Source organism: Nonomuraea sp. NPDC050310 (genome assembly GCF_040655795.1).
Classification (GTDB): domain Bacteria; phylum Actinomycetota; class Actinomycetes; order Streptosporangiales; family Streptosporangiaceae; genus Nonomuraea.
Map to the genome: position 1 here is coordinate 280,822 of NZ_JBFAKP010000007.1, position 20,931 is coordinate 301,752.

The window sequence follows — 20,931 nt, forward strand, 5'->3', positions numbered from 1 at the left end:
CGCATGATGGAGCGCAGCCCCCAGATCAGGTTGCTGGGGACGATTTCTGAGCTGAGACAGGCCGACGCGCTGCTGCGCACGGTCTGGGGCAGCGAGTCCGGCGACGCGCCGATGCCCCTGGACACGATGCGCGCGCTGGCGCACACCGGAGGCTACGTGGCCGGCGCGTTGAGCGGCGAGACGCTGGTGGGAGTCGCGGTCGGCTTCGTCACCGCCGGCGGGTCACTGCACTCCCACGTCGCCGGCGTGCTGCCGGGGCAGCAGGGCCGCGGCATCGGCCTGGCGCTCAAGCAGCACCAGCGGCAGTGGGCGGCCGAGACCGGCCTGGCGTGCATCTCGTGGACCTTCGACCCGCTGATCCGGCGCAACGCCTACTTCAACCTGCACCGGCTGGGCGCGCAGGCCCAGGAGTACCTTCCCGACTTCTACGGGCCGATCAACGACGAGATCAACGGCGGCGACCTCACCGACCGGCTGTTCGTCACCTGGCCCGTCCCCGGCTGCGCCACCCCGCCACCGGCGACAGACCCCGGGCTCGAGCTCGCCGAGCCGGTGCTGGTCTCCGGTCCCGGCGAGCAGCCCGTACGGCACGCCGCCACCGGCCCGCTGCTGCGCTGCGCCGTACCGGAGGACGCCGAGGCGTTGCGCCGCCGCGACTTCGACGCCGCCCGGGCCTGGCGCCTGGCCCTGCGCGAGGCGCTCGGCGGCGCCCTGGCCGACGGCTACCGCATCACCGGCTTCGACCGCTCCGGCTGGTATCTCCTGTCCAGGAAGGACGGCTCCGCGTGAAGATCGAACAAGTCGCGCTGCACGAGGTGGCGCTCCCGCTGGTCTCGCCCTTCCGCACCTCGGTCGGCGTCCAGGAGCACCGCGTCGCCCTGCTGGTCGAGCTGCGCACCGACGACGGGGTGACCGGCTGGGGCGAGTGCGTGGCCGAGGAGGACCCGTCCTACGCCTCGGAGTACCTCTCCGGCGCCCGCGAGGTCATCCGTCGTTTCCTGCTGCCGGTCCTGACCGCCGACCCCAGGCTGAGCGCCGCCCGCGCCGCCGAGCTGATGAAGCCGGTGCGCGGCCACCGGATGGCCAAGGCCGCGGTCGAGATGGCCCTGCTCGACGCCGAGCTGCGCCGGGCCGGGATCTCGCTGGCCGAACACCTGGGCGCGGTGCGCGAGAGCGTGCCGGTCGGGGTGTCGGTGGGCATCATGGACAGCCTCGACGAGCTGATCACCGCCGTCGACGGCTACCTCGGCGCGGGCTACGCGCGGATCAAGCTCAAGATCGAGCCGGGCTGGGACCTCGAACCGGTCGCCGCCGTGCGTGAGACCTTCGGCTCCGCCGTGGCGCTGCAGGTGGACGCGAACACCGCCTACAGCCCCGTGGACCTGGCGCACCTGCGCAAGCTGGACGCCTTCGGCCTCACCCTGATCGAGCAGCCCTTCGCACCCGACGACCTGGAGACGCACGCCCGGCTGGCGGCGCGGATCGACACGCCCGTCTGCCTGGACGAGTCGATCACCTCCGCCCGCGACGCGGTCACCGCGCTGCGGCAGGGCGCGTGCTCGATCGTCAACGTCAAGCCCGGGCGGGTCGGCGGCTACCTGGAGGCCCGGCGCATCCACGACCTGTGCCAGGCGGCCGGGGTGCCGGTGTGGTGCGGCGGCATGCTGGAGACCGGCCTCGGCCGGGCGGCCAACCTCGCGCTGGCGGCGCTGCCGGGGTTCACGCTGCCGGGCGACATCTCGGCGAGCGCGCGGTACTTCCACCGGGACATCACCGACCCGTTCGTCCTGGAGGGCGGGCGGCTGCGCGTGCCGTCCGGACCGGGGATCGGCATCGCGCCCGACGCGGCCGGCCTGGCCGCCGCCCTCGTCACCACCGACCTGGTACCCCTCGGCTGACCAGGCCGGTCAGGCCGAGCTGGCTGGCCTGACCGGTCAGGCTGACCTGGCCGAGCTGGCTGACGTGGCTGATCCGGCTGTTCGGCTGCTTCGGCCGAACTGGCAGACTGGCCGGATGCGCGCAGTACTGATCATCGGCACCGTCGGCGTCGGCAAGACGTCGGCGGCGGAGGCGGCCGGCGACCTGCTGGCCGCCCGGGGCGTCCCGCACGCGGTCGTCGACCTCGACGGGCTGTCCCGGTTCTGGCCCGCCCCCGCCGACGACCCGTTCAACTTCGCGCTGGTGATCACCAACCTGCGCGCCCTGGCCGCCACCTACCGGACGGCAGGGGCCCGGGTGCTCCTGCTGGCCGGGGTGGCGGAGACCGCCGACCACCGCCGCCGCTTCACCGAGGCGACCGGCGGCGAACTCGTCGTCGCCCGCCTCCAGGCCGGGCCCGCCACCGTCCGCGAGCGCCTGACCAGGCGGCACGCCGACGACCCGGAAGGGCTCGCCTGGCACCTGAAGCGGGCCGGCGAGCTCGACCGGATCCTGCGCGAGGCGGCCGTCGAGGACTTCGTGGTAGACGCCACGGCCCCGGCCGACCAGGTGGCCGCCCGCGTGCTGGCCGAGGCGGGGTGCTGAGCGGCCGGGTTTGCGTTCGAGCGCGCTCGGTTTGCGTTCGAGCGCGCTCGAAGGCCTAGCGTTCCCGCCATGACGACAGCCAAGAACACCCAGACCTGGATCATCACCGGCGCCTCCCGCGGCTTCGGCCGCGCCCTCACGGAGGCGGCGCTCGCCGCGGGTGACCGCGTGCTGGCCGCCGTGCGCCGCCCTGAAAGCCTGGCCGGCCTGGTGGCCGAGCACCCCGACGCCCTCGTGGTCGCCGAGTTCGACGTCCGGGACGTCGCCGCCGCCCCGGACCTGGTGCGCACCGCGCTGGAGCGGTTCGGCCGGCTCGACGTGCTGGTCAACAACGCGGGCCGCGCCGTGGTCGGCGCGGTCGAGGAGGTCGGCGACGAGCAGGTGCGCGAGCTCATGGACCTGCACCTGTTCGGCCCCGCCGCCCTGGTGCGCGCCGCGCTGCCCGCCATGCGCGCCCAGGGCTCCGGCACCATCGTGCAGATGAGCAGCCAGGCCGGGCGGATGGCCTTTCCGGGCGTGTCCGCCTACGCGGCGTCGAAGTTCGCCCTGGAAGGCTGGTCCGAGGCCCTGGCCGGTGAGGTGGCGCCGTTCGGCGTCCGCGTGATGATCGTCGAGCCCAGCCGCTTCCGCACCGGGTTCAACGCCGCGGACGTGCTGGAGTTCACCGAGCCGTCCGAGACCTACCACGACCTGCTGGCCGCCGTCCGCGCCGACCTGGCCGGGGCCGACGGCCGCCAGGAGGGCGACCCGGCGCGGGCCGCCGAGATCATCGTGACCCTGGCGCACGCCGCCGAGGTGCCGCTCCGGCTGCCGCTGGGCCGCGAGGCGGTCGAGCGCATCTCGGCCTCCCACCGGCGTGGCCTGGCGGAGACCGAGCGCTGGGCCGAGCTCGCCGGCAGCGCCGACTTCGCCGGTGTCCCGGCCTCCGTGCGGCCCATCTAGGCTGGTGGCATGGCCACCGACGAGCTGATGTCCAGAGCGCTCGACACCCTCGGCGACGACGGCCGGCCCTCGGTCGAGGCGATCCACGGCCTGGCCGAGCCGGGCGAGCTGCCGGCCTCGACGACGATCGCCGAGGTCGCCGAGCTCCTCGGCCTGTCGGCCCACACGCTGCGCTACTACGAGCGGGCGGGCCTGGTCACGGTCGCCCGGGACGGCAACGGCCACCGGGTCTACGACGCCGACGCGGTGCGGCGGCTGATCTTCCTCACCCGGATGCGGCTGTCCGGCCTGCCGATGCGGGACCTGGCGCACTACATCGGGCTGGTCGACGCCGGCGAGCACACCGTGCCGGAGCGGCTCTCGCTGCTGCTGGCCCACCGCGAGACGATCCGGCGGCGGATCCGGGAGCTGACCCTGTCCCTCGCCGCGGTCGAGTACAAGATCACCACCTACGGCGGCACGGCCGGACCGGAAGCGGTCGAGCCCCGGTCCTGACCGCGAGCCGCCCGGCTCGTCACAGCGGCGCGATCTGGGCGGCGACGGCGGCCAGGTGCGCCAGCCACGCCTCCTCGCTCGGGTCGGGCACCACCACGATCACGTGGCCGATGCCCTGCCCGGCCAGCTCGCCGCAGCGCTGCACCGACTCGCCGACGCTCTGACCGGCGGGGATGCGCAGGTGCAGGGTCTTCTCGATCTCCTCGTACGGCCGGCCGGCCCGCTCGCAGTGCTCGCGCAGCACCCGCAGCTTGTGCGGCACGTCGGCCCCGTCGAGGAAGTTGCACGCGTCGGCGTACCGCGCGACCAGCCGCAACGTCCGCCGTTCGCCGCTGCCGCCGAGCAGGATCGGCGGCCGGGCCGGCGGCGAGAACAACGGCCGGTCCAGCCGGTAGTGGCGGCCCTCGAACGGGCGGTCGTCGCCCTCGCGCATCCGGTGGGCCAGCAGCAGCACCTCCTCCAGCCGCTCGAAGCGCTCGCCGAGCGGCGGGAAGGGCAGGCCCAGGGCACGCGCCTCCGGCTCATACCAGCCGGCGCCGAGCCCGAGCACGGCCCGCCCGCCGGACAGCGCGTCCAGCGTGCCGGCCTGCTTCAGCAGCAGCCCGGGGTCGCGGTACACCGAGCAGGTGACCAGCGCGCCCAGGCTGATCCGCGAGGTGAGCGCGGCGGCGTAGGACAGCGTGCCGTACGCCTCCAGCATCGGGTCCTCGGGCGCGCCGAAGTTGGGGATCTGCAGCAGGTGGTCCATCACCCACAGGCTGCGCAGCCCCGCCTCCTCGGCGCCGCGCGCGACCGCGGCGAAGCGGGCGGGAAGGTCGCCGGGCCAGGGGAAACGGGGACAGGTGAGACCGAGATGCACGGCGAAGCTCCTGACGGAAGGGAAGGGGCCGGAAACGCGGGAACCCTCCCGCCGTCAGGCGGGAGGGTTCCCGGTCACGCGAAAACCCTCCCGCCGATGGGCGAGAGGGTTCCCCGTCATTATCGCACGACCGGCGACCCGCGATCTTCCTCCAGCACGTCCGCGGCGGTCATGATGATCCGCGGATCGGGTGTGCCGACCACCTCGTGGTCCTTGCCGTCGTAGTCGAAGCGGCTCAGCACGTGCCGGATGGCCTCCAGCCTGGCCCGCTTCTTGTCGTTGCTCTTGATCACCGTCCAGGGCGCGTGCGCGGTGTCGGTGTGCAGGAACATGTCCTCCTTGGCCGCGGTGTACTCGTCCCACTTCTGGTGCGAGGCCAGGTCCATCGGCGACAGCTTCCAGCGCCGCACCGGATCGACGGTGCGGATGATGAAGCGGGTGAGCTGCTCGCCGCGCGAGACGGAGAACCAGAACTTCACCAGGTGGATGCCCTCCTCGACGAGCATCTGCTCGAAGACCGGCGCCTGGCGCAGGAACAGCAGGTACTCCTCGGCCGTGCAGAAGCCCATCACCCGCTCGACGCCGGTGCGGTTGTACCAGGAGCGGTCGAAGAAGACGATCTCCCCGGCGGCCGGCAGGTGCACCACGTACCGCTGGAAGTACCACTGGGTGCTCTCGCGCTCGCCCGGCTTGTCCAGCGCGACCACCGCGGCTCCCCTGGGGTTGAGGTGCTCGCGGAAGCGTTTGATCGTGCCGCCCTTGCCGGCGGCGTCGCGGCCCTCGAAGAGGATGACCAGCCGGGTCCCGGTGTCCTTGATCCAGTACTGCAGTTTCACCAGCTCGATCTGGAGCAGCCGCTTGGTGCGGTCGTACTCGGCGCGCTCCATCCGGCGCAGGTAGGGGTAGTGCTCCCGCCAGGTCTCCACCGGCCGGCCGTGCCGGTCCAGCAGGACGGGATCGTCATCGTCGTCGTCGGCCACGCGCAGGCCGGGAAAGTCGCTGAGGAGCTCGTCGAAGGCCACCAGGCCCGCGGACCCGTTGCCGTCGATCAGAACCTCGCCGTCGTCCTCATTGGTCACGCGCCTGCTCTACCCCGGTCGTCTCGCCCGACACACCAGATCGGTTTGCGGGGATCAGGTGTACACCCCCGCGTGGCGGGCACTCGGAGGGCGCTTCACCCCATTTGCCGCCAAGCTCCTAGGAGTCCAGACATGACCGTCACCGGCATCATCACCGCCATCGTCATCGGCGCGATCATCGGCGCCCTCGGCCGCCTGGTCGTCCCGGGCAAGCAGAGCATCCCGATCTGGCTGACCATCGTGGTGGGCATCGTCGCCGCCTTCATCGGCACCTTCATCGCCGGCGCCTTCGGCGTCGCCGAGACCAGCGGCATCGACTGGGTCGAACTGATCCTGCAGATCGCCGTCGCCGCCGTCGGCGTCATCCTGGTCGTCAGCCTGTACGGCAGGCGTGGCCTCCGCCGCTGAGGCACCCGTCGCCAGCGGCCGAGCAAGCAAGGCCGAGCACCCAAGACGATGCCCCACCCGGTCAGAGCACCGGGTGGGGCATCTCCGGTCAGGGACTACCGCAGGTCGCCGGGGAAGCGGCCGTAGTAGCCGCCGACCTCGTCGCGGTAGCTGGGCTCGGCGAACGTGTCCTTGTCGTACTCGGGGGCGTCCTTGATCTCCTGCTTGGTCCGCGCCAGATGGACCTTGCGCGCCTGTGGGTCGATCCGGGTGACCGTACTGGCCGGCAGGACCCGCTTCTTGCCGAAGATCCAGGGGCCGGTGTCGACGACGAGGTAGCTGTCGCCGACGGCGTTGCTGGCCTCGTCGACCGAGCCGATCGAACCGTCGGTGGCCTCTACGTCGAAGCCGACGATGTCGAGGCTGTCGTCGCCGTAGACGCCGGAACCGTAGGTCCACATGTCGTTCGACATGAATCGTCCTCCTGTTTTCTGGATGAACCGGGGGCTCGCTCACCCTGCCCAGTCCCCAGCGCCTAAACGGAAGGAGCCCGATGCGAGGCCGGCTGACCGCCGCTGTCCGCCGTGCGGCCCAGACCGTGTTCGCCCAGCTCCGCGCTTTGCGTGAGCCGGGGTCGAACGCCCGCTTCGAGGTCCTCCAGATTGCCAAGGCGACGCTCGCCGCGGTGCTCGCCTGGATGCTGGCCCGGCGCTTCCTGCCGCACGAGACGTTGTGGATCGCCCCCGCCACCGCGGTCATCATGGTGCACGCCACCGTCTACAAGACGCTCACCAACGGGTTGCGCAAGGTCGCCGCGGTCGCCGCCGGGGTCATCCTGGCCGGCAGCGTCGGCCACCTGCTCGGCCTGACCGCGCTCAGCCTGGTGCTGGTCGTGCCGCCCGCGCTGCTCGCCGCCCGCTGGTACCGCATGGGACGGCACGGCACCGACGTGGCCACCACCGCGGTGCTCATGCTGTCGTTCGGGGCCGGCAGCCAGGAGCGCTACCTGCTGGCCTACGTGCTGGCCACCGCGGTCGGCGCGCTGAGCGGCGCGGCGGTCAACTCGCTGCTGTGGCCGCCGCTGTACCGCCGCCGGCCCGAGGTGGCGCTCTACCGGCTCGGCACCAAGGCGGCCGACCTGCTGCGGGACGTCGCCGCCGCGGTGGACCACCCCTGGGACCTGTCCGACCGCGAGGAATGGGAGCGCCGCGCCCACCGCCTCGACGAGCACCTCGCCGCCGCCGGCTCGGCCGTCGCCGACGGGGAGGAGAGCCGCCGCTACAACCTGCGCCGCTACACCACCCCGGCCGCCGACCACGGCCGCAGCCTGGACGCCATGGCCAAGGTCGCCCTGCACGTGCACGCGGTGATCCGCACCCTGGCCCAGCTCGATCCGGAGAGCCCGGCCAGGGCCGATCCCGAGCAGGTCAGCGACGACTACGCGCACGACTACGCCGAGCTGCTGAACCTGCTCGCCGAGCTGATCACGCTGCTCATCCGCGACTCCGGCGACAGCGCGGAGCGGCGCGAGCTGGAGGGCCGCGCCCAGGCCCAGATCACCCGCATCCACGACCGGATGAGCACGGAGATCCGGGCCGGGCACGTCGCCCACCCCGACGGCTGGGCGGTCAGCGGCAGCCTGCTCACCGACGCCGAGCACATCCTGACCCTGCTGGCGACGCTCGGCCCGTCAGTGCCACCACGGATCCGGCGCGGCTGACCGGTTCACCAGCCGGGCCTGATGGCGCACGAAACGGAACAGCGACGCCGGCCCCATCCGGGAACCGCCCAGGCCGGAGAGGTTGAAGGAGTTCTTGGTGCCCTCGTGCACGAACGCGGTCAGCCCCGCGTCGCCCACGCTCACCGCCCCGGCCCGGAGCCGGCCCGCGACCTCCAGCGCCAGTTCGGGATCCGGGCCGAAGACCGCCGCCGACAGGCCGAAGGCCGAGTCGTTGGCCAGCTCGACGGCGTGCCCGGCGTCGCGGACGGGCATGACCGGCACGATCGGGCCGAACGTCTCCTCGGTCATGACGAGCATGCCGTGGTGCACCCCGGTGAGCACGGTGGGGCGGCACCACAGGCCGCCGTCGAGCGTCTCCACCGCGCCGCCGCACCTGGCCACCGCGCCCTTGGCGTAGGCGTCCTGGAGGTGGCGCTCGACGACCACCGCCTGCGCCGGGTCGATCAGCGGGCCGAGCTGCCCGTCGGCCGGGCCGGGCCGCGCCAGCCGTATCCGCCGGGCCTTGGCGGTCACCAGCTCCACGAACTCCTCGAAGGCGGGCTCCTCGACGTAGACCCGCTCGATGGACAGGCACGACTGACCGGCGTTGGCGGTCGCGCCCCACAGGATCGCCGAGGCGGCCCGGTCGAGGTCGGCGCCGGCCAGCACGATCGCCGGGTCCTTGCCGCCGAGCTCCAGGAAGGCCGGGATGAACGCGGCCGCGGCGGCTGCGCCGACCGCGCGGCCGGTGGGCACGCTGCCGGTGAAGGCCACCGCGTCCACCAGGCCGACCAGCTCGGCGCCGCACTCGCCGCCGCCCTCCACGACCGCCAGCACCTCGGCCAGCTCCGGCACCCGGCGTACGGTGGCCATCAGGGGCTCGATGAAGCGCGGCGTGACCTCGCTCGGCTTGGCCAGCACCGCGCTGCCTGCCGCCAGCGCGGGGATCGCGTCGATCAGGCCCAGCAGCAGCGGGAAGTTCCACGGGCTGATGACGCCGGTGAGCTGGTAGGGCACCAGCGCCTGGTGGATCTCGACCCCAGGCAGCGCCGCCGCCCGCGGTTCCCCGGGGGCCAGCAGCGCGGGCGCCTGGGCCGCCCAGCGCTCCAGCATCCCGGCCACGCCGCGCACCTCCATCACCGACTCGGTGTACCGGCCGGTGTCGGCGACCAGGGCATCGAGCAGCGCCCGATCCTCGGCAAGCACGTCGCGCCACGCCAGCAGCGCCGCCCCCCGCGCCTCGGCCGAGCGCGCCGCCCAGCCCGGCTGGGCCTCCCTCAGCCGTCCGGCCGTGCGCCGAAGCTCCTCGGCTCCGACCGGCCGCAACTCCCGCTCGACCTTGCCCGTGCGCGGATCCCGCACCACACCGGCGGCTGCGTGGGTCACGCGATCACCCCCGCCTCGCGCAGGCGGTCGATGACGGCCTGCTGGCGGGCGGCGAACCACCCCCGGTCGGGTACGGCGTCGCCCAGCTCGTCCGGCTGCTCGCCCTCCTGCCTGCCGTACTCGGCGGCCCAGAGAGCCGGCTTCCCCCGGGCCAGCAGGTTCCCCATCCCCGGCCGGGCGCGGTGACGGCGAAGCGCGGCCAGATCCAGCTCGGCCGCAGCGACCAGCGACTCGCCCGGCCCCGCCTGCGCCAGCACGCGGCCCTCGAAGTCGAGCACCTCCGACCCGCCGTTCACCGAGTCGCCGGGGATGGGGATGCCGCTCAGGCCGCCGGAGTTGGCCGACACCACGTAGGCGAGGTTCTCGATCGCGCGGGCCCGGCGGGCGACGGCCTTCTGGGTGAGCTGCGGGCTGGAGGCCTCGGAGGTCGGCTGGCAGAACACCTCCGCCCCGCGCAACGCCAGCGCGCGAGCCAGCTCCGGGTAGAGGATCTCCTCCGAGGCGATCGCCGCGAGGTTGCCGATCGGCGTGCGGGCCACCGGCAGGATCGAGTCGGGCCCGTACGCGTCGAGGTAGCGGGTCCAGACGTCGTAGGGCGTGGGGGAGAACATCGAGTGCAGTCGCCGGGCCCGCAGGACGACCTCGCCGTCCGGTCCGAGGATCACGCACGCCTGGAAGTACAGCTCCGGGAAGTGCGGATCGCTCTCGTAGGCGTTGACCACCAGGTACAGGCGCTGGTCGCGGGCGACGGCGGCGAGCGCCTCGTACTCGGGGCCGTCCGGGGCGATCGCGGCACGATCCCGCCAGGCGGGGACCGGCTCGCCCAGCGGGAAGCCGGTCAGCACGTACTCGGGCAGGACGACCAGCCGCAGGTCCGGGCCGATCCACGCGCGGGAGGCGCGCACCTGGGCGGCGACCCGGACGATGGCGGCCTCGATCGCCGCCCGCGCGTCGGACACCGTCAGTCCGGTCACCGAGCGGGTGGCCGTCTGCAGGGCGAGCGCTCGGTAGGAGGGTTGCGTCACGTGTTGGAGGGTGCCACCTCGCCCGCCCCCGACGGAAGAGCACCGCGCCCGCCGCCCGAACCCTCTGGAAGGGTCGTGCTCGCGGTGCTCGGGCCCGCCGGGAGGGCGCCGCGGACGATCGCGGCGGCCACCTGCCGCACGCCGTCCCGGGTGATCCGCTCCGGAGGTGCGGTGACCAGGGTGAACAGGGCTCCGCCGTACAACGCCATGAGCGCGGCCACCCCCTCCCGCGAGGTGCCCAGGCCGAGGTCGTCGTGCAGTCCCGCGGTCACCCGCAGCGCACCCGCCTCCAGGCCCGCCAGCGCCTCGGCCAGCACCGGCCGCCGCACCGCCTCCAGTTGGAGCTCGAAGATCGCCAGATAGCGCGGCCGCAACTCGGTCGCGGCCGTGAAGAGGGAGTCGGCCAGCATCCCGGCCAGATCGTCCCCCGGAGGCGCCACGGCGTGGGCCATCTCCTCCTGGTGCAGTTCCACGACGCGTTCGGCGGCGGCCACCAGGAGCGCCTCCCGGCTGCGGAAGTAGTTGGACGCCGTGCCCGGCGGCAGCCCGGCGGCCTTCTCCACCGCGCGGTGGGTCACCCCGTGCACGCCCGCCTCGGCCAGGAGGGCGATGGCGGCGTCGGCGACGGCCCGGCGACGGGCCGGATTGGTGGGCGGCACCCGGCCATGCTACCAATACACGTACTAGTACGATCGTAGTGAATGGAGCGAGTCATGCGGACAGCGATCGTCGGCGCCGGACTGGGCGGGGTGGCCGTCGCGGTGGGACTGCACCGGGCCGGGCACGGGGTCACCCTGATCGAGCAGGCCCCCGACCTGCGCGAGGCCGGCACGGGGGTGGTCGTGATGCCCAACGGCGTCCAGGCCCTCGACCGGCTAGGCCTGGCCGCCCGCCTCGCGGGGCGGTCCGTCCTCGCCCACCAGGCCGGCCTGCGGGACTGGCGGGGGCGGCCGCTGCTGGTCACCGACGCCGCCCGTGCTCAGGAGTGGGTCGGGGCGGTGCACGTGCTGCATCGGGCGGAGCTGCATCGCCTGCTGCGGGCGCCGCTGCCGGCGGAGGTGGTCCGCGCGGGCACCCCGGTCGAGCGGCTGGACGTCGAGGCGGGCGGGGTGAGCGTGATCAGCGGCGGGCGGGTCGTGGTGCGCGCGGACGTGGTGGTCGTGGCCGACGGTGTCGGCAGCCGCCTGCGTGCGCAGCTCTTCCCCGATTACCCCGGGCCTCGCCGTACCGGGCGGCTCGACCTGCGGGGGGTTGTCCAGGTCGAACACCTTCGCTCCCTGGTCGCCGGGGGGCTTGGGGGAGGAGCCGATGTGGCCGGCCTGCTCGGCGGGATCCTGGTGGATCGGCGTAGCGGGGCCATGTTCGGCCTGTTCCCGCTGGGGGAGGGCCGGCTCTACTGGTTCACCGACTCCGCGCTGCCGGACGTCGTCCCCTCGCCTGATCAGGCCCGGGACCTGGTGGCCGGGCTGATGGCCGACTGGCATCCGGCGGTTCCGGCGTTGATCGCGGCGACCGACCCGGCCGACGTGCACGTGGATCCGATCGCCTGCCTGGCTGAGCCGCTGCCGCCGTTCGCCGTCGGCCGGATCGCCCTGCTCGGCGACGCCGCCCATGCCATGCCGCCGGACCTCGGCCAGGGGGCCAGCCAGGCGTTCGAGGACGCCGCCGCGCTGACCCGCCACCTGATGGGCGCGGACGCGGGCGTGGCGGGGATCGAGCGGCGGCTGCTCGCGTACGACGCCGAGCGCCGCCCACGGGCGCAGCGGCTGCTGCGGGCGGCCCTGCGTCAGTCGCGGCTGACCACCCGGACGGGGGCCGCCGCCTGGGTGCGCGACGGGTTGCTGCGTGCCGTGCCGTCCCGGCTGGCCACCCGCCGCCTCGCCGCCCTCTGGCAGGCCACCCCACCGCCCAACCGAGGCGAAGCCGAGTGGTGACCCAGCGGCGTGGGTCAGGGCAGGCGGAGGCGGGTGTTGACGGAGCGGATCAGGGCGGCGTCGAGCTTGAGGACCTCGCGGTCGTAGGTGAGCAGCCCGTTGAGCTCGTCCTCGACATCGCTGAGCTGCGTGTACACGGTGGCGCTGAGCCCGCGCGCGATGGCCGGGGCGATCTGCTCGGCGTGCAGGCGGGCGAAGGCCGCGCCCAGGGTGGCGGCGTCGGCGAAGCGCTTGTAGCCGAACTCGGCCGCCCCCCACACATGCCCCTCGACCCGCAGGCCGTACCCGCCGTACTCGGTGAGCGCGAGCACCCGCCCGTCCGGGCGCGGGACGCGGAAGCGGCGGAAGTAGACGTGCAGGCTGCGCAGGTCCCCGGCGCCCTGGTCGTGCCAGCCGCTGGCGTGGTCGACCGACCGGGACGGGTCGAGCGCGGCCAGCTCACCGGCGATGCGGGCGGCGTCGAACTGCCCCCAGCCCTCGTTGAACGGCACCCAGACGGCCAGGCTGACCACGTTGCGCAGCAGCTCGACCGTCTCGCGGAGCTCCGCCTCGAAGCGGGCCCGCCCGGCGGCGTCGGCGCGGCCGAAGCGGCGGTGCCGCCGGTCGTCCAGCGTCAGCGGGGCCAGGACCGGCGCGGTCACCACCCAGGGCCGGTACGGCTCGCCGCCGTTGACCAGGTCCTGCCAGACCAGCAGCCCGAGCCGGTCGCAGTGGTGGTACCAGCGCAGCGGCTCGATCTTGATGTGCTTGCGCACCATGGTGAAGCCGAGCGACTTGACCATGGCCAGGTCGTGGATCATCGCCTCGTCGGCGGGCGGCGTGTACAGCCCGTCCGGCCAGTAGCCCTGGTCCAGGAGCCCGGCGTGGAAGTACGGCTCGCCGTTGAGCAGCAGTCGCGGCACCCCGTCGCGGTCGGGCCCCACACCGAAGCTGCGCATCCCGAAATAGCCGGTGACGCGGTCGACCCCGAGTTCCACCGCCACGTCGTAGAGGAACGGGTCCTCCGGGCTCCACGCCCGCACGTCCGGCAGCGCGATCCGCACCGGCACGCCCGGCTCGGCCTCGGCCCGGGCGAGCGGCACCCCGTCCGCCGACACCTCGATCCGGGCCGTCCCCGGACCGGCACCACCGGCGTGCACGGTCACCTCGACCGCCGACCCGGCGAGGTCCGGGGCGAGGGTGAGCCGCTCCACGTACGCGGCGGGCACCGCCTCGGCCCACACCGTCTGCCAGATCCCGGACTGCGCGGTGTACCAGATCCCGCCGCGCGCCAGCTTCTGCTTGCCGCGCGACCCGACCCCGGTGTCGTCACGCACCGAGACCACCAGCGTCGCCTCCCCGGCGGCGAGCGCCTCGGTGACATCGAGGCGGAAGGGCAGGTAGCCGCCCTCGTGCGCGCCTGCCTCGACCCCGTCGAGGAAGACCCGGCACTCCTGGTCGACCGCCCCGAAGTGCAGCAGCACCCGCCCACCCGGTACGGCGAAGCCCTCCGGCAGCCGCACCACGCGCCGGTACCACAACGTCTCGCCCGGCTGGAGCTGCCGCCGCACCCCCGACAGCGGCGCCTCCGGCGAGAACGGCACGACGATCTCGCCGTCGTAGCGCTCGGGCTCGTGGTCGGCGAAGGCGTACTCCCACCGGCCGTTGAGGTTGAGGTAGCTGTCCCGGACGAGCTGCGGCCGGGGGTACTCCGGCAACACCGCCTCGGGGTCGAGCGCCCGTCCCCACCGGGTCAGCAGCTCATCGGACACCGCGGATCCTCCAGACCAGGCAGGCCCCCGCGACCGCGAAGAGCGCGGCCACGCCGTACATCAGCGGATAACCCCCGGCCGAGGTGACCAGCGCGGCGGCGATGACCGGCCCGAGGGTGTTGGAGGCGGAGTTGGACAGGCTGACCAGGCCGAGGTCCTTGGCCCGGTCGGCGTCGGCGGGCAGGAGCTGGGTGACCATGGCCTGGTCGACCGCGGCGAACATGCCGTACCCGCCGCCGAGCAGCGCGGCGGCGACGATCGCGGCGGTCCAGCCGGTGGTGGTGGTCAGCACCAGCGCGGCGGCGGCCATGGTGAGGCCGCCGGTGAAGACGGCCGGCCGCCTCCGGCCGCTGCGGTCGGACCACCAGCCCGCGGCCAGCGTCGGCAGCACGCTGCCCAGCGTGAAGACGGCCACCAGCACGACCACGCCCTGCTCGACGGTCGAGCCGGGGAACAGCCGCTCGTAGCCGACCGCGTCGCGCAGGAAGTACTGCAGGTAGCCGATGCCCATGGCGAGGGTGAGGGTGATCAGCAGCCGGCTGAGCCAGGCCCAGGCGAAGTCGGGGTGGCGGCGCGGGCTGACCCAGAAGCCGCGGGCGAAGCCGCGCCAGGAGAAGGGCGGCCCGGGTTCGGCCGGGGGCTCGCGGGTGAGCAGGCCGAAGGGCAGGATCAGCGCCAGCACGAGCACCGCCATGGCCAGGAACGCCGCCCGCGAGCCGGTCAGCAGCACGGTGGCCACCACCCCGCCGAGCAGCGGCCCGCTGAGCTGCCCGACCCCGGCCAGCGCCGAGGCCCGGCCGCGCTGCAGGATCGGCACCTGGTCGGGCACCGTGGCGATGGCGGCGGCCAGCGCGGCGGTGAAGGCGAGCTGCGCGACCGCCCACCCGGCGACCAGGCCGGGGATGGTGTCCTGGAAGGCCAGGAAGGCCAGGGCCGCCGCGCTGGTGAGGGCGCCGCCCACGATCCACGGGCGACGCCGGCCGAACCGGGAGCTGGTGCGGTCGGACATGGCGCCGAACAGCGGGTTGGCCACGATCGTGCAGACCGCGGCGACCGCGAGCACGACGGCCAGCGACGCCTCCTTGTGCACCGGGTCGATGGCCGCCACCTGGGAGGGCAGCAGGATCTGGCCGCCCACCGTGGCGGCCATGATGACGCCCATCTGGGCCAGCGCCAGCAGCGCCATCCAGCCGGTGGAGACCCGCGGCGGGTCGACGGCGATCCTGACCTCGCTCACGAGTGTCCTCCCTGACGTGCTGGGGCATCACGGTAGAACATGACGAGGTGTTATGTTAAGCCCCAGTTTTGGCCCCCGTCGGCGATGGGGCCGGCGTCAGGACAGCTCGCGGTGGGCGTAATTGGCCGCCTCGGTCCGGTTGCGCACGCCGATCTTGGCGAAGGCGTTGGTGACGTGCGACTTCACCGTGGTCTCGGCGATGAACAGCTCGGCCGCGATCTCCGCGTTGTTGCGGCCCCGGGCGATCAGCCGCAGCACCTCCACCTCCCGCACGGTCAGCCCGTCGGGGCAGCGCGTGACCGGCGCCGACCGCGACAGCGCCTCGACCAGCCGCCGGGAGACGGCGGGGGAGAAGGTGGAGTGCCCGTGCGCGGCCGAGCGCAGCGCGGCGGCGATCTCGGCCCGCCCGGCGTCCTTGGTGAGGTAGCCGCGCGCCCCGGCCTGGAGCGCGGAGTCGATCGACTGCTGGTCGTCGTAGGTGGTGAGCACCAGGACGGCGACCGACGGGTACTGCCGGGTGATCCGGCGGGTGGCCTCGATGCCGTCCATGACCGGCATGTGCAGGTCCATCAGCACGACGTCCGGCTGGTGCAGGGCGACCAGGCGCAGCGCCTGCTCGCCGTCGGCGGCGTCGCCGACCACCTCGACCTCCTCGGCCAGGCCCAGCAGCGCGACCAGTCCCTCGCGCATGAGCTGCTGGTCGTCGACCACGAGCACTCTCATTCCGGCACCTCCGCCCGTACCTGCCACCAGCCTTCCACGGGCCCCGCCTCCAGCGTGCCGCCGGCCAGGGCGAGCCGCTCCCGCATCCCGGTCAGGCCGTGCCCGCCGGACGGCAGGGCCGCGGGCGTGCTCTCGGGCAGGGGGTTGCGCACGGTCAGCCGGATCGTGCGCTCCCCGTAGTCGAGCGCGACCGTGACCCGCTCGCCGGGGGCGTGCCGGGCGGCGTTGGTCAGGGCTTCGCGGGCCGTACGCAGCAGGCAGACCTCCGCGGCCGGGGACAGCGGGCGGCGCGCGCCCGAGGCGGCCAGCCGGGTGTCGGCGGCGTGGTCGCGGCGGTGCTGCTCCACCATCGCGTGCAGCGCGTCCGGCAGCGGCGGGATGTCCTGGCGCAGCGCGGCCACCGCCGAGCGCGCCTCGACCAGGCCCTCGCGCGCCAGCCCGCGCGCCCGGCGGATCCGCTCGGCGGCCCCGGCGACGTCGCCCTTCTCCACCAGCATCGCCTCGGCGACCTCCAGGTGCACGCCGAGCGCGCCCAGCGAGTGCGCCAGCACGTCGTGCAGCTCGCGGGCGATGCGCGCCCGCTCGTCCAGCGCCATCGCGCGGGCCCGGTCCTGCTGCGCCCGGCGGTACTGCCGCCGCTGCAACGCGAACAGGACGGTGACGACCAGGACCGCGCCCTGACTGATCATGGAGGCGCGCGAGTGCTGCCACCAGGCCAGGCTCGCCAGCAGGAGGGCGAGGTCGAGGGCGGCCACCGCCAGGATCATCCACAGGCGCGGCGCGAGCTGCGCGGCGAACAGCAGCAACGTGACGAAGACGAAGACCGTCGGCCCCTGGGCGCCCGCGGCCGACGCGGAGACGACCGAGCTGAGCGCGAGCGCGGCCAGGGACAGGTTGTGGTGGCCGCGGGCGCCGAGCACCAGATAGGCCAGCCACAACGCCATCGCCGCCGACAGGGCGGCCCAGACCGGCGCAGGACCGTCCAGCTCCAGCGAGAGCGACCAGCCCAGCAGCAGGGTCATCAGCGCCCTGGCCAGCCGCCCGGTGTCGGGGTCGTCGGCCGACAGCAGCGCCCCGACCCGCGCCCACAGCTCCCGCATCGGCTACCGAGACTCCTTGAGCTCCAGGATCATGTCCACCAACAGTAGGCGGAAGGCGATGAAGCCGCCCACGACGATGAGCGCCACCACGATCACCGCTACCAGCAGCTTGCCGTTCATCTTGCCCCCGTTGGCCGCGACGAGCCTGTTGAACAGGCCGAACCATTTCTCCATGAGGCGACGGTAGGAAGCGGGCCGGGTGGAGCGGCACCTACGAAAGGTGGAGAACGGGTCGGAGCGTTCCGCCGGACGGCGGAGCGATTCCCGCCGCCCGGCGGAGGCGGCGGCAGCGGCCGGGCTGCCAGGGTCGTCCCAGGTCCCGCCGCCGCGCGGGAGGTCCGACCGAACGAACGGGGTCCCCATGACAGACGCGCACCGGCTGAGAAGGCTCGCCGCCGGCGGCTCGCTCCTCACCGTGCCCATCCTCTACCTCGCCGGGGTGGTCGCCGACCCGGCGCTGCGCCAGGGCGGCGGCGACACCACCGGCGTCTACGGCCGGTTCCACGAGCAGGTCTCGGTCAGCGCGACCCTGCTGCACTGGAGCTGGGTGCTGCTGGTGCCGGGCATCATCGGCATGATCCATTTGGTACGGCGGCGCCACATCTTGCTCGGGCACGTGGCCGGGGCCGTCGCCCTGCTGGGGGTGGTGAACTTCTCGGCGCTCATGCTGGGCGACTTCATGGTCTCCCTGCTGGAACGCTCCATGCCGCCTGCGGTGGGCGCGCGCCTGGCGGAGGAGGCCCTCGCCGATCCGGGCGCCCGCTTCGGCTACCAGATCCCGGGCTTCGCCGGCCTGGCCGGGCTGCTGGTGCTGGGCCTGCTGCTGGCGGCCGACCGGCAGGTGCCGTGGTGGGGTTCCCCCGCCCTGGTGGCCGGGGCCTTCGTCGCGCCGATCTTCTGGGTGGGCACGGTGATCGGCGGGCTGCTCCTGCTGGCCGGAGCCGGCGGCATCGGCCTGCGCATGCTCCGGATGAGCGACGCCGAGTGGGCCGGGGATCCGGCGGCCACCCAGGGAAAGCCTCAGCTTTCGGTCGCGCCGGACGGGAAGCGGGCCAGCACCCGGTAACCGCCGCCCGGCGCGGCCCCGGTCACCAGCGAACCGCCGTGCAGCGCCGCCCGCTCCCGCATGCCGACCAGCCCGTAACCACCGCTTCCGGAGACCGGGGCCGGGGCCGGGGCCGGGCCGCGCCCGTCGTCGGTCACCTCCACCACCAGCTCCGCCGGAGCGTAGGTGAGCACGAGGTCGACCCCCGAGGCGCCGGAGTGCTTGAGCACGTTGGTGAGGCTCTCCTGGATCACCCGGTAGGCCGACAGCCCGACCCCCGGCGGCAGGGGACGGCTCGGCCCCTCGACCACGAGCCGCACCGCCAGGCCCGACTCCTCCACCTGCGCCACCAGCTCCCCGAGCCGGTCGAGACCCGGCTGCGGCCCGCCGGCCGCCTCCACCTCGCGCAGCATGCCCAGCATGAGCGCGAGCTCGCCGACCGCCTCCCGGCCGACCTGCTCGACGCCCTGCAGCAGCTCGCGTTCCCGTCGCCGGGCGGGGTCGTCGCCCAGCATCAGCCGTACCCCGCCGGTGTGCAGGGTCATGACGCTGACGTTGTGCGAGATGACGTCGTGCAGTTCGCGCGCGATGCGGGCGCGCTCCTCGGCGACCGCGCGGCGGGCCCGTTCCTCGCGCTCCACCTCCAGCCGCGCGGTGAGCGCCGCCAGGCGGGTGGTCTGCTCGGTCTGGCGGCGCAGCAGGATGCCGGACCCGTACGCGACGCCCAGGAAGATCCCGGTGATCAGCATCTCGGCCACGTCGGTGTCCTGCGGCGTCTGCAGGAAGGCGTAGGCGGCCAGCACCGCCGCCAGTCCCGCCCGGCCGTGCCGGCTGCGCAGGTCGTAGGCGCTGGCGATGGTGTGCACCAGGATCAGCATCGAGTACAGGTGCCAGGCGGCGTAGTAGGAGCCCCCGGCCAGCAGGACGGCCACGCCGACCCCGATCAGGGCCAGCAGGGCGGTGATCGGCAGGCGGCGGCGGACCAGCAGCAGCGCGCCCGCGGCCAGGGCCCCGGCGGCGAACAGGGCGGGCAGGGCGATCTGGCCGGGGCCGCGGCCGTGCCTGCCGTAGGACTCGACCAGCCCGGCGGCCGCGACCGCCAGCGCCAGGAGCAGGTCGAGCCGGCTCGGCCGCCAGCCGGGTGCGGCCGGGCGGTCGGCCCGCGCGGTGCTCACGACTGGCCCGGCTGCACGACGCCCGTCTCGTAGGCGAAGACCACCGCCTGGACCCGGTTGCGCAGGCCCAGCTTGTGCAGCACCTGGGCGACGTGCGTGCGGACCGTCGCCTCGCCCAGCACGACCTCCTCGGCGATCTCCCGGTTGGACAGCCCGCGCGCCAGCAGGAGCAGCACCTGCCGCTCGCGGGCGGTCAGCGCGTCCAGCTCCGGGGCCGAGGCGGCGGGCCGGGCGCCCGCGGCGGAGCCGATCAGGCGCAGGGTCGCCACCGGGTCGATCAGCGCGTCCCCGGCCGCGACCACCCGGATCGCGTCGATCAGGCGCTCGGCCGGGGAGGACTTCAGCACGAACCCGTGCGCGCCCAGCCGCAGCGAGGCGTGCAGGTTGTCGTCGGTGTCGAAGGTGGTCAGCATCAGGATCTTGGGCGGGTCGGCGTCGGCCAGCAGCCGCCGGGCGGCGCGCAGGCCGTCGAGCCGGGGCATCGCGATGTCCATCAGGACGACGTCCGGGCGGAGCGCGCGGGCCACGTCGAGGGCCTCGACGCCGTCGGCGGCCTCGCCCACCACCTCGATGCCCTCGGCGTTCTCCGCGACCAGCCGCAAGCCCGCGCGGATCAGCGCCTGGTCGTCCGCGATGACCAGCCTGATCATCCGGCCAGGTCTCCTTCGCCGTGTCCCGACATGTCGCCCAGCTTAGCGAGGGCCCGAACCTATGCTCTCCCGCGCAGGGCGAGCTCCACCACGTCGGCCACGGCCCCGTCGACGCAGGCCCGCACGACCACGGCGGCCGAGGCCCGCACCTCCGGATGGCCGTCGCCCACCGCCACCCCCAGTCCGGCGGCCAGGATCAGGTCGAGGTCGTTCGGATTGTCGCCGACCGCGGCGATCTCGGCGAGCGGCACGCCCCGCGCCGCCGCCAGGTCCCGCAGCGCCGCGCCCTTGCTCGTGCCGGCCGGCAGGATCTCCAGGTAGGTCGGCTCGGACAGCACGGTCGAGGCCCCGCCGACGTGCACGTGGGGGAGCGGGTCGCCGATCAGCATGCACTTGGTGATCCCGTCGGCGGGCAGCGCGGCCCACTCGCCCGGCGCGCTCAGCTCGATCCCGTCCCGGCGCGCGTAGTCCCGCAGCTCCGGCGTCTCCTCCAGCGCGTACGGCACGCCGCCCGAGAAGACCACCGGCGACACGCCGCGGGGCAGGCGCTCGAAGACGTCGAGCAACGCCTTCCACGCCGCCACGGGCAGGTGGTGGGAGCTGAGGATCTCCCCGGTGGCCAGGTTCACGGTGCGGGCGCCGTTGTAGAGGATGGCCGGGCCGTCTAGCTCCAGCTCCTCGTAGAAGCGGCGGGCCGAGCGCTCCCTGCGCCCGGTGGCGATGACCACCTCGCCCCCGGCCGCGCGGAAGCGCCGCAGCGCCTCGCGGCCGGACGGGACCATGGCCAGGTCGCGCCCCACCAGCGTGCCGTCGAGGTCGGTGACGATCCACCGGATCGGGGCCGCGCTCATGCCCGCCGCCCCGCGGCGATCCCGGCCAGGACCGAGCGCTCCAGGCGGC

At 74.2% G+C, this 20,931-nt stretch carries 23 protein-coding genes; 9 read left to right on the forward strand and 14 right to left on the reverse strand.

Annotated elements, in window-relative coordinates; all coding sequences use genetic code 11:
- The first annotated feature begins 3 nt into the window (after positions 1-3).
- The 5 genes from AB0I67_RS20250 (at position 4) to AB0I67_RS20270 (ending at position 3,960) form a co-directional block, all read left to right on the forward strand.
- Entirely contained in the window at positions 4-789 is a 786-nt protein-coding gene (locus tag AB0I67_RS20250) for a GNAT family N-acetyltransferase (RefSeq protein WP_357925551.1), read from the forward strand.
- Entirely contained in the window at positions 786-1,898 is a 1,113-nt protein-coding gene (gene menC, locus AB0I67_RS20255; protein WP_357925554.1) for an o-succinylbenzoate synthase, read from the forward strand. Before AB0I67_RS20250 ends, menC begins: the two co-directional genes overlap by 4 nt.
- A gap of 115 nt (positions 1,899-2,013) precedes the next feature.
- Entirely contained in the window at positions 2,014-2,523 is a 510-nt protein-coding gene (locus tag AB0I67_RS20260) for a hypothetical protein (RefSeq protein WP_357925556.1), read from the forward strand.
- 69 nt (positions 2,524-2,592) lie between these two features.
- Positions 2,593-3,465, forward strand: coding sequence for an SDR family NAD(P)-dependent oxidoreductase (locus AB0I67_RS20265; RefSeq protein ID WP_357925559.1), 873 nt, complete (start codon positions 2,593-2,595; stop codon positions 3,463-3,465).
- Between the two features lie 9 nt (positions 3,466-3,474).
- Positions 3,475-3,960 (forward strand): MerR family transcriptional regulator, encoded by a 486-nt coding sequence (locus AB0I67_RS20270; protein ID WP_357925562.1) that lies wholly within the window; start codon positions 3,475-3,477, stop codon positions 3,958-3,960.
- Positions 3,961-3,979: 19 nt separating this feature from the next.
- On the opposite strand, the gene AB0I67_RS20275 is transcribed toward AB0I67_RS20270, so the two are convergent.
- The gene (locus AB0I67_RS20275) at positions 3,980-4,819 is read right to left on the reverse strand and encodes an LLM class F420-dependent oxidoreductase (RefSeq protein WP_357925564.1); all 840 of its coding nucleotides are present in this window, start codon (positions 4,817-4,819) and stop codon (positions 3,980-3,982) included.
- A 119-nt stretch (positions 4,820-4,938) separates the two neighbouring features.
- Positions 4,939-5,898 (reverse strand): polyphosphate kinase 2, encoded by a 960-nt coding sequence (gene ppk2, locus AB0I67_RS20280; RefSeq protein WP_357925567.1) that lies wholly within the window; start codon positions 5,896-5,898, stop codon positions 4,939-4,941.
- A 132-nt stretch (positions 5,899-6,030) separates the two neighbouring features.
- Here ppk2 and AB0I67_RS20285 point away from each other — a divergent pair, with 132 nt between their 5' ends.
- Positions 6,031-6,306 carry a GlsB/YeaQ/YmgE family stress response membrane protein gene (locus AB0I67_RS20285; protein WP_357925569.1) on the forward strand — a complete coding sequence of 92 codons (276 nt, stop codon included), beginning with the start codon at positions 6,031-6,033 and terminating at the stop codon, positions 6,304-6,306.
- 95 nt (positions 6,307-6,401) lie between these two features.
- Here the strand turns inward: AB0I67_RS20285 and AB0I67_RS20290 are convergent, their stop codons facing one another.
- On the reverse strand, positions 6,402-6,758 hold the full coding sequence (locus AB0I67_RS20290) for a PRC-barrel domain containing protein (protein ID WP_357925572.1): 357 nt from the start codon (positions 6,756-6,758) through the stop codon (positions 6,402-6,404).
- 80 nt (positions 6,759-6,838) lie between these two features.
- On the opposite strand from AB0I67_RS20290, the gene AB0I67_RS20295 reads away from it, so the two are divergent.
- Entirely contained in the window at positions 6,839-8,005 is a 1,167-nt protein-coding gene (locus AB0I67_RS20295) for an aromatic acid exporter family protein (protein ID WP_357925575.1), read from the forward strand.
- Here the strand turns inward: AB0I67_RS20295 and AB0I67_RS20300 are convergent.
- The 3 genes from AB0I67_RS20300 to AB0I67_RS20310 are packed head-to-tail and all read right to left on the reverse strand — an operon-like array spanning position 7,976 to position 11,075.
- Complete coding sequence (locus tag AB0I67_RS20300; RefSeq protein ID WP_357925578.1) at positions 7,976-9,391, reverse strand: aldehyde dehydrogenase family protein; 1,416 nt, start codon at positions 9,389-9,391, stop codon at positions 7,976-7,978. The genes AB0I67_RS20295 and AB0I67_RS20300 overlap by 30 nt on opposite strands.
- Positions 9,388-10,416 (reverse strand): nitrilase-related carbon-nitrogen hydrolase, encoded by a 1,029-nt coding sequence (locus tag AB0I67_RS20305; RefSeq protein WP_357925581.1) that lies wholly within the window; start codon positions 10,414-10,416, stop codon positions 9,388-9,390. The genes AB0I67_RS20300 and AB0I67_RS20305 overlap by 4 nt, the downstream gene beginning before the upstream one ends.
- The gene (locus tag AB0I67_RS20310; RefSeq protein ID WP_357925583.1) at positions 10,413-11,075 is read right to left on the reverse strand and encodes a TetR family transcriptional regulator; all 663 of its coding nucleotides are present in this window, start codon (positions 11,073-11,075) and stop codon (positions 10,413-10,415) included. The genes AB0I67_RS20305 and AB0I67_RS20310 overlap by 4 nt, the downstream gene beginning before the upstream one ends.
- Positions 11,076-11,129: 54 nt before the next feature.
- On the opposite strand from AB0I67_RS20310, the gene AB0I67_RS20315 reads away from it, so the two are divergent.
- Entirely contained in the window at positions 11,130-12,350 is a 1,221-nt protein-coding gene (locus tag AB0I67_RS20315; protein ID WP_357925586.1) for an NAD(P)/FAD-dependent oxidoreductase, read from the forward strand.
- 14 nt (positions 12,351-12,364) lie between these two features.
- Here the strand turns inward: AB0I67_RS20315 and AB0I67_RS20320 are convergent, their stop codons facing one another.
- The 5 genes from AB0I67_RS20320 to AB0I67_RS20340 all read right to left on the reverse strand — a co-directional run bounded on the left by AB0I67_RS20320 (position 12,365) and on the right by AB0I67_RS20340 (position 17,335).
- The gene (locus AB0I67_RS20320) at positions 12,365-14,101 is read right to left on the reverse strand and encodes a sugar-binding domain-containing protein (RefSeq protein WP_357925588.1); all 1,737 of its coding nucleotides are present in this window, start codon (positions 14,099-14,101) and stop codon (positions 12,365-12,367) included.
- Positions 14,091-15,338, reverse strand: coding sequence for an MFS transporter (locus AB0I67_RS20325; RefSeq protein WP_357925591.1), 1,248 nt, complete (start codon positions 15,336-15,338; stop codon positions 14,091-14,093). Before AB0I67_RS20325 ends, AB0I67_RS20320 begins: the two co-directional genes overlap by 11 nt.
- A gap of 96 nt (positions 15,339-15,434) precedes the next feature.
- Positions 15,435-16,061, reverse strand: coding sequence for a response regulator transcription factor (locus AB0I67_RS20330; protein ID WP_357925594.1), 627 nt, complete (start codon positions 16,059-16,061; stop codon positions 15,435-15,437).
- Complete coding sequence (locus tag AB0I67_RS20335) at positions 16,058-17,161, reverse strand: histidine kinase (protein ID WP_357925596.1); 1,104 nt, start codon at positions 17,159-17,161, stop codon at positions 16,058-16,060. Before AB0I67_RS20335 ends, AB0I67_RS20330 begins: the two co-directional genes overlap by 4 nt.
- A gap of 3 nt (positions 17,162-17,164) precedes the next feature.
- On the reverse strand, positions 17,165-17,335 hold the full coding sequence (locus AB0I67_RS20340; RefSeq protein WP_357925599.1) for a hypothetical protein: 171 nt from the start codon (positions 17,333-17,335) through the stop codon (positions 17,165-17,167).
- A gap of 187 nt (positions 17,336-17,522) precedes the next feature.
- Between AB0I67_RS20340 and AB0I67_RS20345 the strand changes: the two genes are divergently transcribed.
- Entirely contained in the window at positions 17,523-18,227 is a 705-nt protein-coding gene (locus AB0I67_RS20345; RefSeq protein WP_357925602.1) for a hypothetical protein, read from the forward strand.
- On the opposite strand, the gene AB0I67_RS20350 is transcribed toward AB0I67_RS20345, so the two are convergent.
- The 3 genes from AB0I67_RS20350 to AB0I67_RS20360 are packed head-to-tail and all read right to left on the reverse strand — an operon-like array spanning position 18,182 to position 20,882.
- Complete coding sequence (locus AB0I67_RS20350) at positions 18,182-19,381, reverse strand: histidine kinase (RefSeq protein ID WP_357925605.1); 1,200 nt, start codon at positions 19,379-19,381, stop codon at positions 18,182-18,184. The genes AB0I67_RS20345 and AB0I67_RS20350 overlap by 46 nt on opposite strands.
- Entirely contained in the window at positions 19,378-20,031 is a 654-nt protein-coding gene (locus AB0I67_RS20355; protein WP_357925608.1) for a response regulator transcription factor, read from the reverse strand. Before AB0I67_RS20355 ends, AB0I67_RS20350 begins: the two co-directional genes overlap by 4 nt.
- Positions 20,032-20,090: 59 nt before the next feature.
- Positions 20,091-20,882, reverse strand: coding sequence for an HAD-IIB family hydrolase (locus AB0I67_RS20360; protein WP_357925611.1), 792 nt, complete (start codon positions 20,880-20,882; stop codon positions 20,091-20,093).
- Positions 20,883-20,931 lie beyond the last annotated feature (49 nt).